This window comes from Mesorhizobium sp. B2-5-7, from assembly GCF_006440875.1.
GTDB classification, from domain to species: domain Bacteria; phylum Pseudomonadota; class Alphaproteobacteria; order Rhizobiales; family Rhizobiaceae; genus Mesorhizobium; species Mesorhizobium australicum.
Genome location: NZ_VFUO01000005.1, coordinates 176508 through 193713, shown reverse-complemented (window position 1 = coordinate 193713; position 17206 = coordinate 176508). Strand labels below are relative to the sequence as shown.

11 protein-coding genes, 5 pseudogenes and 1 other annotated feature are annotated in these 17206 nt (G+C 59.6%); of the genes and pseudogenes, 10 read left to right on the top strand and 6 right to left on the bottom strand.

Annotated elements, in window-relative coordinates:
* The first annotated feature begins 523 nt into the window (after positions 1 to 523).
* The 3 genes from FJ543_RS32225 to FJ543_RS22000 are packed head-to-tail and all read left to right on the top strand — an operon-like array spanning position 524 to position 2157.
* Positions 524 to 796, top strand: a complete 273-nt coding sequence (locus tag FJ543_RS32225) for a ribbon-helix-helix protein, CopG family (RefSeq protein WP_140877086.1) — start codon at positions 524 to 526, stop codon at positions 794 to 796.
* Positions 797 to 851: 55 nt separating this feature from the next.
* The gene (locus FJ543_RS22005) at positions 852 to 1385 is read left to right on the top strand and encodes a sigma-70 family RNA polymerase sigma factor (RefSeq protein WP_140877084.1); all 534 of its coding nucleotides are present in this window, start codon (positions 852 to 854) and stop codon (positions 1383 to 1385) included.
* A complete protein-coding gene (locus FJ543_RS22000; RefSeq protein ID WP_140877082.1) occupies positions 1372 to 2157 on the top strand; it encodes a hypothetical protein in 786 nt (261 codons plus the stop codon). The genes FJ543_RS22005 and FJ543_RS22000 overlap by 14 nt, the downstream gene beginning before the upstream one ends.
* 483 nt (positions 2158 to 2640) lie before the next feature.
* Positions 2641 to 2696: a sequence feature (sul1 is cis-regulatory element that is thought to sense ions involved in sulfur or methionine metabolism; They are found in Alphaproteobacteria), on the top strand.
* Between the two features lie 400 nt (positions 2697 to 3096).
* On the opposite strand, the pseudogene FJ543_RS31915 reads toward FJ543_RS22000, so the two are convergent.
* Positions 3097 to 3880: pseudogene (locus FJ543_RS31915) on the bottom strand (TAXI family TRAP transporter solute-binding subunit).
* Between the two features lie 487 nt (positions 3881 to 4367).
* Between FJ543_RS31915 and FJ543_RS21985 the strand changes: the two are divergent.
* From FJ543_RS21985 to FJ543_RS21965, 5 genes and pseudogenes are all read left to right on the top strand, one after another.
* On the top strand, positions 4368 to 5072 hold the full coding sequence (locus FJ543_RS21985) for a DUF4336 domain-containing protein (RefSeq protein ID WP_140877078.1): 705 nt from the start codon (positions 4368 to 4370) through the stop codon (positions 5070 to 5072).
* Positions 5073 to 6594: 1522 nt separating this feature from the next.
* Positions 6595 to 7356 (top strand): hypothetical protein, encoded by a 762-nt coding sequence (locus FJ543_RS21980; RefSeq protein ID WP_140877076.1) that lies wholly within the window; start codon positions 6595 to 6597, stop codon positions 7354 to 7356.
* Positions 7356 to 7649, top strand: a pseudogene (locus tag FJ543_RS32220) (AcvB/VirJ family lysyl-phosphatidylglycerol hydrolase); the annotation flags it as partial. The gene FJ543_RS21980 and the pseudogene FJ543_RS32220, both read left to right, overlap by 1 nt.
* A 44-nt stretch (positions 7650 to 7693) precedes the next feature.
* Complete coding sequence (locus tag FJ543_RS31525) at positions 7694 to 7936, top strand: AcvB/VirJ family lysyl-phosphatidylglycerol hydrolase (RefSeq protein ID WP_281405332.1); 243 nt, start codon at positions 7694 to 7696, stop codon at positions 7934 to 7936.
* Positions 7937 to 8226: 290 nt separating this feature from the next.
* The gene (locus FJ543_RS21965; protein WP_140877070.1) at positions 8227 to 9774 is read left to right on the top strand and encodes a Do family serine endopeptidase; all 1548 of its coding nucleotides are present in this window, start codon (positions 8227 to 8229) and stop codon (positions 9772 to 9774) included.
* A gap of 291 nt (positions 9775 to 10065) precedes the next feature.
* Here FJ543_RS21965 and FJ543_RS21960 read toward each other — a convergent pair.
* The 5 genes and pseudogenes from FJ543_RS21960 to FJ543_RS21940 form a co-directional block, all read right to left on the bottom strand.
* Positions 10066 to 10364, bottom strand: a pseudogene (locus FJ543_RS21960) (IS630 family transposase); the annotation flags it as partial.
* An 897-nt stretch (positions 10365 to 11261) separates the two neighbouring features.
* Positions 11262 to 11447 carry a hypothetical protein gene (locus FJ543_RS21955; RefSeq protein ID WP_140877068.1) on the bottom strand — a complete coding sequence of 62 codons (186 nt, stop codon included), beginning with the start codon at positions 11445 to 11447 and terminating at the stop codon, positions 11262 to 11264.
* Positions 11448 to 11863: 416 nt separating this feature from the next.
* Positions 11864 to 12148: a hypothetical protein gene (locus FJ543_RS21950; protein WP_140877066.1), complete on the bottom strand. Its 285-nt coding sequence runs from the start codon at positions 12146 to 12148 to the stop codon at positions 11864 to 11866.
* A gap of 436 nt (positions 12149 to 12584) precedes the next feature.
* Positions 12585 to 13191 (bottom strand): annotated as a pseudogene (locus FJ543_RS21945) (NADP-dependent oxidoreductase); the annotation flags it as partial.
* Between the two features lie 174 nt (positions 13192 to 13365).
* A pseudogene (locus FJ543_RS21940) lies at positions 13366 to 13745 on the bottom strand (DUF3788 family protein); the annotation flags it as partial.
* Positions 13746 to 14484: 739 nt separating this feature from the next.
* On the opposite strand from FJ543_RS21940, the gene FJ543_RS21935 reads away from it, so the two are divergent.
* Together FJ543_RS21935 and ligD are read left to right on the top strand one after the other, a co-directional pair.
* Positions 14485 to 14844: a hypothetical protein gene (locus tag FJ543_RS21935; protein ID WP_224682218.1), complete on the top strand. Its 360-nt coding sequence runs from the start codon at positions 14485 to 14487 to the stop codon at positions 14842 to 14844.
* A gap of 430 nt (positions 14845 to 15274) precedes the next feature.
* On the top strand, positions 15275 to 17206 hold the full coding sequence (gene ligD, locus FJ543_RS21925; protein ID WP_281405331.1) for a DNA ligase D: 1932 nt from the start codon (positions 15275 to 15277) through the stop codon (positions 17204 to 17206).

Below are 17206 nucleotides of genomic sequence, written 5' to 3'. Positions count from 1 at the left end.
AGTCATCAGGCTCACTCTCACCATCTTGAACGGGAAGTCATGAGAGAGATTTTCAAGACTGCTGTCGTGATCGCATTGATCGCGCTCGCAGTTGTCCTGCTTTTGCTGGCACCAAGGGGTTTTCGCACCGGTCCGTCCGATCCGATTGTTAGTTCCGGTCATTCTCGCTTGCGGCTTGCAAACATTAGCCTCGGTTTGCCGGTAGCCTCGGATAGAGCGGCCTGAGCTGTCCGATCTCCAGCTTGGCGTCACCCATTCACACCCGATGCCAAGCGCGACCCCTTGAAGCTCTCCGGGCGCTAATCTCTTTAGCCCGCGCCGGCCTCTCATCCCCGAGAAGGAGATACACTGTGATCCGTCTCGCCCTTTGGGCGGCAAAAAATCCGGCGGCCTTGGAATAGTTTCCGGTGCTGTCCGGTATATTCCAGGACAGGCAAGCTAGTCGCCCCTCGCCTGTCAGGCCCAGCAGGCCCTCCTTGGTTGTCCCTTCACTGCTGGGCCTCCCCCGCCAAAAGGAGCATCCATGACACTGTCTGGCGCCAGGAATGACACGGCCGGCCACCAAGTAGCGGATTTGCAGCGCTCGGACCTGCGCGCAGCCTTCATGTTACGAAACGCGCCAGGTGTGCCATTGACGCCAAAAACTGCAGACGGGCTGGCAACTCTGGCGAGCCGGATGAATGTCAGTCGCGATGATCTCATTGAGAGAGCTCTGAGCGAGTGGCTGGAAACACGGTTGACGAATCCAGTCCCAGGCGACGATTTGATCCCATCGGTAGAATCAGACCGGCGGTAGCAAATTGTAGTCAGTGGGCTTGGAATAGTTTCGGCTCCCGATCAGTATATGGACCATGAAGGTGAACTTCGACGTCACTCCACACTTGGAGGACCTGTGGCGCTACAGCAGGGTGCTCACAAAAAATGACACCGACGCGGACGATCTGGTGCAGGAGGCGCTTGTTCGGGCACTCGGGTTGTCGCGCACCTACGACGCCTCGCGCCCGCTGATGCCGTGGTTGATCACGATCGTTCGGAACACATTTTTCACAAGCGCTGTCCGAGCTGATGCTGAGCGCCGTCGCTTGGCCGCTTATGCCCAACAATGCGACCCGTTGCTGATGCCATCACAAGAACACTGCGCTGAGCTCTCCAACGTTCAACGGGCGCTAGAGGGACTACCGTCTGACCAAGCCGAAGTGCTCCATTTGGTCGCCGTCTTAGGCTTCACCTATTCGGATGCTGCCGCGGTGCTTGGGGTTCCGGTGGGAACAGTGATGTCTCGTCTGAGCCGGGCCCGGATTGCCCTGAAACACAATATGGAAAAGGCGAACGACGCCGCACGGGCTCAATTGAAAATAGTGGGAGGCCGTGATGTGGCCAAGTGACCGAATTTCCGAAGAGGAGATAAACCGGTTTCTTGACGGCGAGCTGTTGCCGTCCCGGAGGTCTGAACTCCAGGCGCGTCTTGCCCGCGAGCCGGAAGCAGCGGCGGAGGTATTCGCGCAAGCACAGCGCATGGAAGCGTTGCGCAATCTCCAGCCCCAGCGGCTGTTTCCCCCTCGAGCAAGCCTGGACAGAGCCCGGGAGTTGGAGAACGCGTTCCGACGAAGGAAAGTATTTGCGGTGTTCAAGTTGCAGCTGGCTGCGGCGGCGCTGGTCTTCTTGGGCTGGTCAGCCAATTCGTTGACCGAGCCGCTTCGCCAAGGCGGTCAAAAGGCGGATGAGACGTTCATCCTGGCCGCGCGGGACGCGTTGCGGGTCGCCCAGCTCAATGCCGGCCCTGAGAAGGGCAGCGAGCCGAAGCAGGATAAGATCGAACGGCTGATCGGAGCGGTAAACATAAGCATGCCCGCTCTTCCGACAGTCTGGCGGGTGAAAGACGTTCAGGTTCAGCCCTGGAACGGGAAGCAGAGCCTGGTAGTCACGGCGGACACCCCAAGTGTTGGCCGTATTACGCTGGTGGCAGTTCCCATGAACGGCGAAGACGCCGTCCCCCCAACTCCGGCCACTGACGGTCGAGTGCCCACCGTGTACTGGCAGTCAGGTGGCACGGCATATGCGCTGATGGGCTCTGCCACGCCGGATCGCCTGGAGAAGGAAGCAAAGGAAATGGAAGTGGCCAGCCGCAGAAATGTCGCCCCCAAGGTCAGAGGTTAAGCTGCTGGCCGGCCGTAGCAGCGACGAACGGATGTCTCAGGAGCACGGCATTGACGGCTTTGGAAGCTCGGCAGTGCCTGGAAGACTCGAATTTACGAGAGGAACCGGCTTGATTTTCGCAGGACACAAACTTGCCTCGAGGTGAGGCCTGGCAAATTCAGCGCATCGGTTGAGGCGCCACTGAATACGGTTGCCGCGGCGTTGCAGCTCTAAGCTTTTTCGATCGAGGAAGTGCGAACGCGCCAGCACTTCCTTAGCGGTCCGGCGTTTCCGCGGGGGTTTATGCCGGACCGCTCACGTAAGATGGCAGCGGGGAGCAGCGGTAGCTCGGCGACCAACGTGAGAAGAAGGCCACCCCTGCAAATTGCGGTGGAGGGTCACCGGTTAAGCCATGCGCAATGTTGCGCAGCCTCGGTATAGCCGGGCAAGCACCCGGTGATATGTTGCTTTGCAGCAATCACGTGCTATACGGGAACAACTCAATTCGGACCCGGTGTGATCCCGGGTGGCTATTCCGGCCGGTGATCCGCCGGACAATTTCCAAAGCCCAGTTAGCGTTCACCCTTTTGAGGGGGCGGCTTTGCGTTTATCCCTGAACATTTCGCCTCATGCAACCTTCGTGAAGCGTAAGCTCCTGATTCGGTTCCCTGATCGCCGAAGAGGCCGCTCGTCGACAAGCCGACGCAGACCGCTTGGTAGCGTATCCGTTCAGCCAACGACCATTCCCGCGAATACCACGGTGAGGAGCAGTGACACTGGCACGGAAGACAGCACATCTCGATGGTTCTCGTATCTTGCCGCTTGTCCATCTTCGCCGTCTCGCGTTGTTCGCTGTCATGTTGACGCTAACGGGTGGCCGAAGGAAGCCGTTCCGCGCGAGGCCGCTTGAGAGGCAGCCGGGGTGCTGTATATTATCCCTGATCTCGATCTGAGTTTTGGCTATTTGCCGCCGCACGATTGAGCGCCACGAACGCGATCGGGGAGATCGGCGCGCCGTCCCCTGCCACGCTTGGCATTGGTAGCCATGTCGGCAACTACGAAGAACTTGCGGCGCGCATGCGCCCAGCACAGCGCCTGGGTCAGCGGACTGGGATCGCGATCCCCTTGAACGGTGGATTGTAGCCGCCATAGGCATCGCCCTGCAGAATGCCGCCAAAGGTCTTCAGATGGGGTTCGGGGATGTTCCTGCCGCCGGTCGCGCGAGGCATAGTAGAGTGCCGCCGCCGGCGGCGATATTCCACCGAACGGCCGAGGTTCAGATGCGACCGGTTCGGTCTTGCCGCCGGCCAGGATCGGCACGGTGGTGTCATCGCCATGGAGGCGCTCGGCAGCGAGCACATGCGCCTCGAATGTTTGAATGTAGTTTGGGTAAATCGCGGCTATGGCTCGGAGCTTGTCCAGTTTCTGTTTGAATCCTGCTTCCTCATCTCCATCCCACGCATCGCGAACTCCAAAGCGAATGCAATTTCACCTTTGCCCTGCTGCAACAGATTTAGATTCTCAACAGAAGCCTGGTCGCTTGCACCTGTGTGCGCACCGCAGGAATCTTTTCGCCATAGATCTTGGCCAGCGCCGCGCCGAGCGGCTAATAGACCCCACTGGTTCCGCCGGTCAGCACGTTGATGAATTCATCGGCCTCGGCGGTTGTGGCGCCAAGGCCAATGCACAGCGCGACCGCGCCAACGGTGAACAGACTTCTGGTTGATGCACATCGCTGCCTCATCCAGGCACGACCATCTCTTCCCGAAGAATCCGGCAGCTTGGAATAGTTTGGTGTCCAGCTCGGTATATCCCATGACAGCGAGCTTCGACGTCGCGCCGCATCTGGAAGACCTGTGGCGACGGCCGACACGCCGAGCGTCGGACGCATCACGCTTGTGGCCCTGGCGATGAGCGGCGAAGACGCCTTACCCCCTACTCCGGCGACCGGTGGCCGGGTGCCGACCGTAAATGAAAGGCATGTCGCAAGATATCAGGAACGAAACGCAAAACACAAAGGAGCTATCGAGCACGCGGCGATTGTCTCCGGGTGATTTCGCCTGAGACCATGATTCAAGGCCGTGCCAAATCGTACGGCCCCAAAGCGGGGCACGCTTGTAGGTGATGGATCGGCGCTACCGCTATTGTTAGCGGGCGTGCACCTGGACTGGTCCATCGGATTGCGCTCCGTCCGACACGACATCCATCAACCGTCCCATCGAAGGATAGCGATGCGCCTTACGCCCTATGTCGCAGATCAGATATGGCTCTGCCCATATCCCATTCGATTGGCATTTACGCGGTTCGAGGCACGAATGACGGTGGTGCGCCTCGCCTCTGGCGAGCTCATGCTGCACTCGCCATGCAACATCACTTCGACGGTGGCGGAAGAGATCTCGTTGCTCGGACCTGTTGCCCACATAGTTGCTCCTGGAAATTTCCACCACAAATACGCAGCCACCGCGCAAGCCGCGTTTCCAGGGGCCAAGACGTGGATCTGTCCCGGCATCGAGAGAAGACGCCCCGGCTTGGCATATGATGGTCTCCTCGGTGACGTTGCCCCCGCCGACTGGATCGGCGAAATAGACCAGGTGCTCGTGCAGGGCACGCGCATAATGCGCGAGGTCGCGATGTTCCATCGCGCTAGCCGGACGCTGATCCTCGTCGACCTCATCGAGAACTTCACCGACGCCACGCCTCATACCGGAGGGGCGTTGAAGTTCTGGTTCAAGTACGTGTTGCGGATGTGGGACAATCCCCGTCCCGCGCCGGAATACCGGATGGGGTGGAGCGACCGCCACGCAGCGGCGAAGTCGCTACGGCGCATTCTGGCGTGGGACTTTCAGCAGATCGTGTTGTCGCATGGCGACCTGATCGATCGTAACGCTCGCGCTGTGGCGGCTGCGGCTTGGAACGGAATACTCGAACGATGGTAGCCTGCAAATGGGCAAACAGGCGAAACATTGCGAGCATCCTCTCCATCTGGTGCTTCTCGACGCCTACACGTGGTTTGAACGTCAAGATTCAAGGGTCACATTCGATCGCCAGCAATGCTCGGTTAGTGTCGAATGTCTGTGCCAAGGAAGTTGCTTAGGAGACCCTCGGCGCCGCAGTTCGCTTCGCCGGTGCGTTTCCATCTGCTGTTAAAATCCGCCATACCGCGCCGATAGTATCTGAACAGGGGATCACTTTGATCAAGCCGTTCGTATTTGTTGGCCTGGTGCAGGTACTCAACGGGGTTTGTTACCCACAGGCTGTGGCACTTGGCCAAAGCGGCCGACTGCGAGCCATATTGAAAGGCGTTATATTGTTCTATGGTCTTAACCTGGGTCCCGGCCACCAACCAACATGAGAGAGCAACTATTGCTCCGCGGACCATGACCGGAACCTCCTGCTCCTAAATAGGGCGGCGCTGCCGCCCGGCCAACTCGAAGTCCTGTCCGAATGTGTGGAGGGCCACATGTTCGAGATAATGATACATCTGGCATTTGCAAACCTTAACAGAGACGGACTTTGTTCTCCAAACCGGTGCACAGGCTGAGGAAGAATTGGATGGAAAGCGCGCTTGGTCCAGGATTTCTCGCCAAGAAAGCGGTTCCGAAACACGCAACGGCTCAGGGCGTTGCAGCACTAGGTAAGAATCTCGAACCGGTTTGCGTCTAGTTGCGTTGATTTCTTGGGAGATCACAATGATGGCTGTGCAACAGGACTTCCGAACAAACAGGGCCGACTACCTTATCGCGAAGAAGGCTATTGTGGTCGCAGACGGAGTGGGCGCGAAGAAGACGTCCCCACGCCTTATTGATCCAAGGTTGGCCAAGCTGACCGCAAACCGGTCGAAAAGTTCCCCGGACCCCAGTCGAGACGGCGCTAGCGAGCTCTTCCATTCGACAAGTCAACCTAAGAGCAGCGTCCCGGCAGTGCGTTCAAGCGGGGCGACCTGGCACTTACTGCTCTGTACCAATGAGAAGCGAGAGCGTTCCCTTATAGCGTCGTGGTCGCTCGTAGCACTTCAGTTGCGGCTTGAATGCTGGCTTGCAGATCGGTCTGCTGACCAACTTCGGGATCGAGAACCGTTATCGAACGCCCAATTGAGGGCACAACGAGTTCGTCACAGCTGCCAATTTCGGTATTTGGCAAGGTGTCGTGAGCCAGGCAAGGGCAGCGGGAGCAGAGGCACCCGTTAACTGTGCAGGACTCCGTCCGCGGCCTGCCGCATCACCTTTTGCGAAAAAAGGCTGACAGGATGGAATAGTTTCCGGCCGACATCAGAAGTTCGTTGAACTTAAACGTCGCAGCCAGGGTCGACTGTTGGGAGCGCCAGCATGGCACTGGCGAATTGCGACAGCGTCAGCGCTTGCAATCGGAAGGAGAGCGCTCCCATCGGGCCCAGCGGTTACTTCCCTGTCCGGGACCGCTGGGATCGGTGGCAGGTTTAGAGGCTCAGGAGCAAGCAGAATGAATAGGCTAGCCTTTCTCCTGTTAGCAGCATTTGCAATCCTGGCAGCGACACCATCATTGGCTATCGAGGGCGGCCGCTTTGGAGATGTCCACCTTCTGGTGCCGGACGGCCAGATCCGGGGATACGTCGTCTTGTTTTCGGATCAGAACGGATGGAGCGACGCAAACCAGACGGCACTTGCGGCCCTTGGGCGGCAGGGGGCGCTCGCGGTCGGCGTGGACACCAAAACCTATCTGGCCAGGCTTTCCGAAGAAAAGGAGCCCTGCCATAACCTCGTGGGCGATGTAGAGATACTGAGCCGCCGGCTGCAACGTGAGCACAGTGGCCTGCAGTACCATTTTCCCATCTTGGCTGGTGTCGATGCCGGCGGAACACTTGCGGGCGCCATTCTGGCGCAGGCTCCAGCTAACACGGTGGCTGGGGCTATCTCGGTGGATCCGAGTGTGGTTCTGCCCAGCGAGCGCCCGCTTTGCGCGGGAGCGCCCTCGTCTCCTCGGCTTGGCGGTTTCGCGTACGGACCTTCCAAGGCCTTGCAGGGGTTTTGGAGCCTTGGTTTTACGGCGGCTGAGCCGAAAGAAGCGCGCGCCTATTTTGCCTCCCTCCAAAGCGCTGGCACGCCGATGAGTATCCAGCCCTTTCCGGGCACCGGGAGCGATGCAGTCATCTCACTTGCCCAGCCGCATTTCAATGCGGGTGACGCCACCGGGCTCTCGGCACTTCCCTTGATCGAGCTGCCGGCGCCAAATCCGAATGGCTGATGGCGATCGTTCTGTCAGGCGATGGCGGCTGGCACGACTTGGACAAGACAATCGCCGAAGAGCTGCAGTCACGTGGTGTATCCGTCGTCGGTAGGGACAGCGTCCGCTATTTTTGGAAGAAAAAAGCCCGAACAGACGGCCGCGGACCTGACTTCGGTGATCCAGACATCGGTGAAAAATAGCACGCCAAAAACGTCGCATTGGTCGGCTACTCCTTTGGCGCCGACGTCCTCCCCTTCGTCTACAACGACCTCGCCACTGGCGTGAAATCACATATCGGGCGTGTTTCGCTGCTTGGCTTCGCGAATGCAGCCGACTGGGAGATTCAGGTCGAAGGGTGGCTTGGCGCTGCCCCAGTTCGGAAGCCGTTCCGGTCGCAACAGCGATCGAGCAGGTGCGTTCAAAGGTGGTCCAATGTTTCTACGGAGATGAGGGGACAGAAACATTCTGCCACGCGCTCTCCTGGAGAGGTGTCGAGGTGATCAACACAACCGGCGGCCATCACTTTGATGGCAACTACGCCCGTTTCGCCGAGCAGATCCTGGATGGCTTCAACAGGAGGGTCGCTGCCAGGATGTAGCGCTCGTCGACTGCACACCGGTCTGGAGTCCAACGCAGCCATGCTGCAAACGCGGCCTCGGCATGATCGCAGCACTTCTGGTGCTATTCAGGGCACAGGTAGTAACTCAGGCTCCCGACCTTCGCCGCGATCCGCAGCATGAGATCATCTCAAGGTAATCCCTGGATAGATTATTCAACCAAGGTTACGAAATGTTCATGCAATGGCAATGACGTCGTAATGTACGCCTCTCTATTCTTTTAAGCACGACGCCCTTTCAGGGCCACATTATCGAAAGAGGATGCGACATCATGAAAACCTTCTCTAGTGTATCTTGCAGCCCCCGCAAACGCTTGATGGCTGCCGCTGCTTCCCTGGCTATTAGCGGGGCGATCGGCTTAGGCGCCCTTGCCACCGGTACAGCACCCGTTCTCGCTGACGCCGTGCGCGTCGAGGCCCCGCAGGTTCCGAGCTTCGCCGATGTCGTGGAGCGTGTGTCGCCAGCCGTGGTCAGCGTCAAGGTCAAGGCCAAGATCCAGCCGACCGCCGATGATGGCTCCGACGATCAGGACGGCCTCGACAATCTTCCCAACAATCCGCAGCTGCGTCGTTTCTTTAAGGAATTCCGCGGCTTTGGCGACCTGGGCGGCCAGAACGACGAGGGTCATCGTCGCTTCGGACATCGCGACCGCAACAACGGCGAGCCGCGCCCGGTAGCGCAGGGCTCCGGCTTCTTCATCTCCGAAGACGGTTACCTCGTCACCAACAACCATGTCGTCGAAGAGGGCACCGCCTTCACCGTTGTGACCAATGACGGCAAGGAACTCGACGCCAAGCTGGTCGGCACCGATCCGCGCACCGATCTCGCCGTGCTCAAGGTCGATGGTGGCGGCAAGTTCACCTATGTCGACTTCGCCGACGATTCCAAGGTTCGTGTCGGTGACTGGGTCGTGGCTGTCGGCAATCCGTTCGGCCTCGGCGGCACCGTCACCGCCGGCATCGTCTCAGCGCGCGGCCGCGATATCGGCGCCGGCCCCTATGACGATTTCCTCCAGATCGACGCCTCGGTCAACCGCGGCAATTCAGGCGGCCCGACCTTCAACCTCAACGGCCAGGTGGTCGGCATCAACACCGCCATCTTCTCGCCTTCCGGCGGCAGCGTCGGCATCGCCTTCGACATTCCGGCCTCGACCGCCAAGCAGGTCGTCGGGGATCTGATGAAGAGCGGTGCGGTGCAGCGTGGCTGGCTCGGCGTCGAAATCCAGCCGGTCACCTCCGACATCGCCGAATCGCTCGGCCTGAAGTCCAACAATGGCGCGTTGGTTTCGAGCGCCCAGGACGACGGCCCCGGCAAGAAGGCCGGCATATCAGCCGGCGACGTGATCACCCAGGTCGACGGCAAGGACGTTGCGTCGCCGAAGGAACTCGCCCGCCTGATCGGCGCCTATTCGCCCGGCAAGTCGGTTGATGTCACGGTCTGGCGCGATGGCAAGAGCCAGACGGTCAAGGTCGATCTCGGCAAACTGCCTGCCAGCGACAAGCAGGCCTCAGTCGACCAGCACCAGCCGGCCGCTCCGGCAAAGCCCGACACGCTGGCCGCTCTCGGCCTCACCGTCACCAAGTCCGAAAACGGCAAGGGGCTGGTGGTGACCGATGTCGACCCCAACAGCGATGCCGCCGACCGGGGCATCCAGGCCGGCGATGTCATAACCGCGGTCAACTCGACCGAGGTCAACGGCGCAGGCGACGTCAATAAGGCGATGGCCGATGCGGTGAAGTCCGGCCGCAAGGCGGTGCTGATGCAGATCACCCGTGAAGACAACAGCCGCTTCGTCGCACTGCCGGTCGCCAAGGGCTAACCTCTGCCGACCTTCCCTGCGGTGGGTTCAAACGCCCTCAAGCCGCCGCAGGGAAAGCATGATTTGCGGAAGCGGAAATGCTCACTAAGGGTGGAGCGCTCCACGGCCTCTATTGCGATCCACAGAAGGCGGCCACGATCGATTTGTGGCGAAGTTCTCCTGGCCCAATTTTACGCCTCAATGCGCTCCGCCGAAGTTTCACGCTTGTAATCACCACTCCTGCCAGCGGGCTGGGACTTCGAGCCACGGGCAACCGAATCCGAGCTTTTGCGTCAATAGGAAATCGATGAACTAGTCACCTGAATCTAAAATTTCGCTGCATAAGGTCTGTTCGGCCTTTTGGCAGAAGTGCTTGACGGATGAGAGGATGCCGTCGGCGGATTTGACCCAGCGGTATGGCTTTGGGTTCTCATTGTATCAATGAAGGAGCGGATGTCGGCTTCGAGTTGGCTGGTCTAGGTGTGGACGCCGCGGCGCAACTGCTTGCGGGTGAGTTCGGCGAACCACCGTTCAACCTGGTTGATCCAGGATGCCGACGTCGGCGTGAAGTGGACTTGGTAGTGCGGCCGTCGCGCCAGCCATGCCCTAACCAGCACGAGACACTCCTGGCCCCCAGAACCAAAAAAACGCCCCGGTCAGACCGGGACGGTTACTGATTTATGATGAAAGTGGTTGCGGGGACAGGATTTGAATCTGCTGACCTCGCTTGCGAAGTCCCTTCGACAGACGAACTCGGTTGCAGCGCTGTATTGGCGGTAGCGCTCTGACGCTACCATCTCTTAGCGGGTGTGGTCAGCGATCTGTCCGAAATGTACGCCGCAGCCGCCGGTCGCCGCCCGACCAGAGGCACGCCCTTCCCTTAGCTTACGCAGATGATATGCTTTGTTCGTGGATGACCAGAAACAACGGACCGTGAAGCGGCGCTCGCCAACAGCTCGGCCGATCACGGTTGAGCGGATTGAGCGCGCGCTCGATCGCGTAGCCGAGATCCTCCTTGCGCGAGGCGAGCAAGGTGAAGCATGGCTCCCGTTATACGATTATCTCGAGCGTGCGCTGCAGGATCACCATGCAAAACAGGATCGCCTTGCGGCGGTGCGGGAGCGCGGTAGACGATCGCGGGATCAAACGGCAGGACGATCTACATGAGTTCTCTCTGCGATGTCAGTCGTCAGCGCGGCGTTGGCGGAGCCGAAACCGAGCCTGCCGAGTCCCAAGCCTTTGCGCCGCATGCCAAGCACGCGATGCGCATTGCGCAGCGACGCCATCAGGCAGCGCCGGGCCGAGCGGGAGCAAGGATCGGCATTCGCGATCCGATGGTGCAAATACGCTTGGGATCGACCACTGCCGGCAGATCCGGCTCGCTTTTAGTTTCGGTCGGCTGCTCGGCGCAATCGGACCTATGGCAATTGGCGTGCTCGCTGCAGCAACGGGAAGTTTGCCACTGGCGATCTCGATCCTGGCAGCTGTCTGTCTTCCGGGTCTTCCGTTCATGCCTTGTCGCCGAAACTGCCACACAAACCATTCCCCGCCCAGCTTTCTGCGCCGGTGTCTTGACCGCGCCAGCGCGCATATGGCGTGGCTGTGGAACCGCCTTGCTTGCGCGGCGTCGTACAGTTGGCGGCGATCAGATAGGCCGGGGTCCATCGAGGCGCGGCTTCGAGTTCGATGCGCAAGCCGCAAGGCTCACGACGTGCCGCGCATCCAGCTCAGCACGATAGCAGCCAAGCTGCGCTTCAGCGGTTTTCAATCGCGACAGTGGGCAATTGATCAATCGGTACAAACGTACCACCGATACGATCGTGCGATAGATTGCCTTCGATGTCAGTTGATTTTTGAGTCTCGCGTCTAAGTGGATCAGATCGGCAAAGAGGACGTCGTATCACCAGAACTACATTCACTCACAAGGCGCGAACTTGTTGCGGCATCTAGGCTTCAATTGCTTTATCACTGCTCCCGAAGCAGTTCTGGGCGCGAGCTTCGCCAATTCGACCCGCCCATTCACGATCAACATTCCGCAGCCAGACATGACGATCTTCGACGATGCGCCATAGCCACGGGTTGGCCGATCGCGAGGTACGATCAGCGAAGCTCAATCCGCTCGTCGACTTTTGGACCCGGTTACGACTGACGAAAGGCAGAGGCCAGTCTCAATGCCCTGCCTCGTGGAGGCCCGTCGGGGAGGTTCTTTGTGAAGGCTGGTCTTTTCTGCCTGATCCAGCTGTTCAAGCAATGCTTTGAACACCTCCGGGATGGTGTCGTCAACTTGGAACACCGGCAAGGTCGCCGTGTAGCGCTTCACTCCATTGGAGCCAATCTGACGCTTTATGATGGCAGCAACGGTCATCTGTCCGTTCGAATTCTCACGGAAATTCATGTCAGATTGTCTCCATGTCCAACCGGAGCCGCTGACCTTGCGAATGGTCCGAAATGAAACGAAATTGTGGCAAGGTCCGAATTGCGCCCTATTGTTGCCTGTGGCGTCGCTGGCGGCGTGAGGAGTCCTTCCCTCTTGCTACCCGCCCTCGCCAAAGGGCTGGTGGATAGCGTCTCAATCCGCCGGCCCTTTTTGCTGTTCAAAAGTAATGCCGATCAGGGAGAGGACAGGCCTTGAGTTCGCGGACGCAATCGGAACTGCAGTATTTGGGACGCTGAAACCCCGCAGACCGCTATGAAGCCTGATTAGAGCTTGTGCTGACAAGATGAATTGCGGCAGAGCTGTCATCCTTCCCGATCGGTTTCCTTCGCTAGTGCGTACCAATCGGCAGCATTGTCACGGCAGGTCTGCACAACGACGATAGCGACACCGAACCCAAATCGACTGCGCCGAGGTCTTCCAGGGTGTCTTCCCCAGGTCGACGAATTCGTTTCGGCCGAAGTCGAGCGCCTTCTGGCGGTCAGAAGCGCGCCCGGTGCCGACGACATAGGCGCCGGCTTCTCGCGCAAGCTGCGTCACGGCCGAACCGACGGCACCCGCTGCGCCATGAGCAAGCACGCTCTGCCCCGCCTCAAGGCGGCCATGCTGGAACAGCCCCTGCCATGCGGTCAGGCCCGAGATCGGCAGGCTCGCGCCCGCTGTAAGGTCGACATCGCCCGGCAGCGGCGCGAGGTGCGTGCCTCCATGGCTACATACTCCGCGAGCGTGCCGTCGCGATGCCAATCCGCAAGGGCGAACACCCGCTGCCCGACCGGCAGCACCGTCGTATCATAAACCGGTGCAGTGACCACGCCGGCCAGCTCATGGCCGAGGATCGACGGCGTCGGTCACCTGAAGGCTCGATCAGCCCAGGTCGAAGGCCATTCCAGTTCGGTGTTGACGAATCCCCCTGCATGAACCTGCACGACCACGTCGTTTATTGCGGCATGCGGCTCGGGCCGCTCCACTAGCTTCATCCCGGCTGTTCCTGCAGCCTGGTCCATCACTACGATGCTTTCATGGGAATAGTCTCCTCCAGTGATTGTTGGTTCGAGATAAATTGCAGACGTGGAAGGTCTTTTCGATCTCTCACGCAGTTGGCTATCGGCTCGACGCCTTCCGCGAAGACCTTGATGTCGAACTGCTGCGTGATGCCGACGAGACATCTGGCGGGCGCTTATAGTTAGAAGCTTCGTCACTTTGTGCAGATCATCTGCCGATGAGATGGCAATCGTCAGCCATTTTCCGTCGATGTATGTTTTCGCTTCATCGTAGAGCTTGACCAATTGCGGACACCAGACATAACACCGCTCCTCAAACTGCTCTCGTTCCGCCCCGCCCATGACCATCACGCCCGAAAGCCGCCGGTAACATGGTGAACGCCCTGGTTGTAGCGCAAAGGACCAACCGCGGTTCTAGCCACCGTGAAGCCAGTCGGGCGCGAATACGCCTAGAATTCGTCGATCCAGCGCCGCAGCTTGGCCCAGTGCTTAAACGCCTCTTGTCCGATTCATCCGCAGACGGCGCTGTCATCGGGCGGTGCTGGTTTGTCGGTGATCCTGTCGCCAGTTGATCGGCCGTGACTTCAGGAGATGCAACGTCACATCAGCCAGAATAGCGCCGAGCACATTTGTCACGTCCCCGGGCCAAGACATTATTGGGAAGGATCGGCCCGCAGTATGGGGAGCGCTGGTTCTGTAGCGAGGCCGAGGCGCAGGCGGCTGAATGGCGACGAGCAGGACGAAGCCAAAAGGGGGCACTCCTGGCTTGACGGCAGCGGCTGCACGGTGAGACCCATCTGAAGGATAGCGCGCCGCTTTTGGTGAAGCGCACCTCATCGACCCAGCCGTTCAACGGGGCTGTGGTGGTTTGGCCGGGCATTGTTCATCTGCGCCGCGGGCGCCGCCGTAACAGTATGAAATCATAGTTGATCCTTGCCCGGCTCGATTGGGCCGCGTTAACGATGTTTGTTCGGGCTTGTTTAAATAGCTGCACAGATTGTCCTCGCATGTGGAAGATCAACCCGATTTGCGCCGCTCTTCTGTTGGCGCCACTCGCGTTCGCCGTCGCCTTGTTCGTGCTCGCCACGATCTCAGACCGAGCGCATCCGCGTCAGCCTGATCCCGGGTTCACGTCCTCTATTCGATAGGCACGGATGTGCACGCTGTTGGTGCGTCGTGGCCATACGGTGATTCCTGTGTGAAAGATGACTGCGATATACGGATGTTCAGCCGTGGCCATTGCCAATTTTGAGGGACCGCGCACTAGTCGCCAGCATGGTGGCTGGACACGTTGAAATGGTCCTGTTTGAGCAATCGATCGCCGATAGCGATGGCTTACAGCGACCGTTTTCCGACAGGGTGGCCGATGCTGCGGATAAAACGGCGGGATCTGTCTTGTTCGACGTCCGCATCGATGGGGACGTCAACATTCAGCGGATGGCCGCAATAGGGTACGGTGAATCGGATGCGGCGATAGTCGTGCTCGAGAAGGGTGGCCGCCTCAGATGCGCGTCAGTAAATGGTGACGCTTCTCATTTCGTCGCCGAACTGGCTGCTTGGGAATCGTCTCCGTTGAGCGAGCATGTGCGCGCTGAATACCGCGGAACCGCAATGATCCTGCTGGCGAAGCTGCGCAGTTCCGGACACTTCAAATAATGAGCTATTCACGCAGCTGCCGCCCATGGGCTGGGTAGCCGTGCAACCTGTATCCCGGACCTTCACATCAACAACATCAACGTCAAGACGCGAGAAGGTGAAACGCCGAATTCTTGCCCGGCTCAGGATCGCAAGCCATCCCAGAGCGTTACAGCTGGAACGTCGTGACGGCGCGCCTATGGAACAGGGGAGACGATAATGGCAGACAACAAATTGAAGCGCGGCGCCGCAGACCGTCGGCCGGTTTCCGGCGGTGAAGGCTGCGAGGGCGGTTATTTCGCGCGCAAGTATCAGCAGAACAGGCCGAAGACCTGATCACGCGGTCGGCAACGATCGCGACATGCTCAATGACGCCGCGGAGAAACCGAAGATATAGCTGGGTGTTCGAAATGATCCATTGCACAGTTCGGTCTGAACAGGGTCAACTCAAGTGAGCAAGTCAGCTTTGCGTCGGCCCTCAGTCAAAGGATCTTCATCTCCCCTTGCGAAGCCGGCGTCCGACGGCGCACCCAAACTCGCGCCGCCCGCATTCCGGCCGGTCCAGCTCGCAAAACTGGTGGACACGGTTCCTCCCGGCGACCGCTGGATCCACGAAATGAAATACGATGGCTACCGTATTCTTGTCTCTCTGGGCGGCGGCGAGGCGCGCGCCTATACGCGCTCCGGTCTGGACTGGTCGGACCGCTTTCCCTCGATCCTGTCCGAGGCACGCAGGCTTAACGTTCGCTCCGCCCTCATCGACGGAGAGGCTGTCGTCATCGACACCGAGGGGCGATCCAATTTCCAGGCGCTGCAGAACGCGTTGAAGGCTGCTCCCGTGAGCATCGATTTTTATGCCTTCGACCTGCTCCAACTGGACGGGGAAGACCTGACGAGGCTGCCGCTTCTGGAGCGCAAGGGGAAACTGGAGACGATCCTGCCAGCGAAGAGCCCCATCCTTCGCTACTCCGATCATATCCAGGGCCGGGGGGAAGAATTGCTGAACCGCTTCTGCGGCGCCGGCCTCGAGGGGGTTGTCTCGAAGCTGGCGGATTCGGACTATGTCGGAGCCCGCGATGGAAGCTGGCTGAAGATCAAGTGCATCAAACGTCAGGAATTCGTGCTCGTCGGCTGGACCCCGTCAGACAAGGATCGCGCCTTTCGATCGCTGATCCTTGGGGTCCATGACGGCGGAAAGCTGCGCTATGCCGGCAAAGTCGGGACTGGTTTCGATGCTGCCAAGATGGCCCGGCTGATGAAGAGCATGGCGCCACTCGAGCAGAAGGCCGCCACGGTCGAAGCGCCGCGGGCGGAGGTTCGCGGCGCGCACTGGCTGCGCCCCAGGCTTGTCGCCGAGATCGCCTTCACCGAGATGACCAATGAAGGAACACTGCGGCATCCAAGCTATCTCGGGCTGCGCGAGGACAAGAAACCGGAAGCGGTCGTGCTCGAGACGGAACACTGCACAGCGACACTGCCGCCGCCGGCAACGACAACGACAACGACAACGACAACGACAACGACAACGATCGCGATTAGCAATCGCGGCCGCGTGATCTACCCTGAATCCAACATCACCAAGGGTCAGCTTGCCGATCACTACACCGAAGTCGCCGGGATCATGCTTCCCTGGGCCGGCAGCAGGCCGATCAGTCTTGTCCGCTGCCCACAGGGCCGAGCAAAGAAATGCTTTTTTCAAAAGCATGACGCGGGGAGCTTCGGCGAGAAGGTCCATCAGGTCGGGATCACCGAAAAGGATGGTCACGAGGAGCCCTATCTTTATGTCGACGACGCCGAGGGGCTTGTGACCTGTGTGCAAATGGGAACGATCGAGTTCCATGGATGGGGAGCTCGCATCGAAGACGTCGAGAAGGCCGACCGCCTTGTCTTTGACCTTGACCCCGACGAGGGACTGGATTTCGAGGCGGTTCGCGCTGCCGCATTCCAGTTCCGCGATATACTAAGGTCCCTTGGGTTGACCACCTTCCCGATGCTGACGGGGGGCAAGGGCGTGCATGTAATCGCGCCGCTCACGCCGCGAGCTGAATGGCCTGAGGTAAAGGCCTTCGCCTCAGGGCTTGCACAGGCGGTCGCGCAGAGCGACCCCGCTCACTTCACGGCCGTGTTGTCGAAGGCGAAACGGAAGGGACGGATCTTCGTCGACTATCTGCGCAACCAGCGCGGCGCAACGGCGATCATGCCTTATAGCGCCAGGTCGCGGCCAGGAGCCCCGGTCGCGGCACCGGTCACCTGGGCGGAGATGAAGACAATCGATGCGCCCTCCCATTTCCATGTCGGCGATGCGCCCGAGTTGAAGAAGCGCGCCGCATCGAAGGCCCTCGCGGGATGGGGCCGAGCCGATCAGTTCCTCCCGGATCTATAA

Coding starts and splice junctions, on each gene's coding strand:
- FJ543_RS32225 (WP_140877086.1), top strand. CDS start 524: ATGACACTGTCTGGCGCCAGGAATGACACGGCCGGCCACCAAGTAGCG.
- FJ543_RS22005 (WP_140877084.1), top strand. CDS start 852: ATGAAGGTGAACTTCGACGTCACTCCACACTTGGAGGACCTGTGGCGC.
- FJ543_RS22000 (WP_140877082.1), top strand. CDS start 1,372: ATGTGGCCAAGTGACCGAATTTCCGAAGAGGAGATAAACCGGTTTCTT.
- FJ543_RS21985 (WP_140877078.1), top strand. CDS start 4,368: ATGCGCCTTACGCCCTATGTCGCAGATCAGATATGGCTCTGCCCATAT.
- FJ543_RS21980 (WP_140877076.1), top strand. CDS start 6,595: ATGAATAGGCTAGCCTTTCTCCTGTTAGCAGCATTTGCAATCCTGGCA.
- FJ543_RS21965 (WP_140877070.1), top strand. CDS start 8,227: ATGAAAACCTTCTCTAGTGTATCTTGCAGCCCCCGCAAACGCTTGATG.
- FJ543_RS21950 (WP_140877066.1), bottom strand. CDS start 12,148: ATGAATTTCCGTGAGAATTCGAACGGACAGATGACCGTTGCTGCCATC.
- FJ543_RS21935 (WP_224682218.1), top strand. CDS start 14,485: ATGGTCCTGTTTGAGCAATCGATCGCCGATAGCGATGGCTTACAGCGA.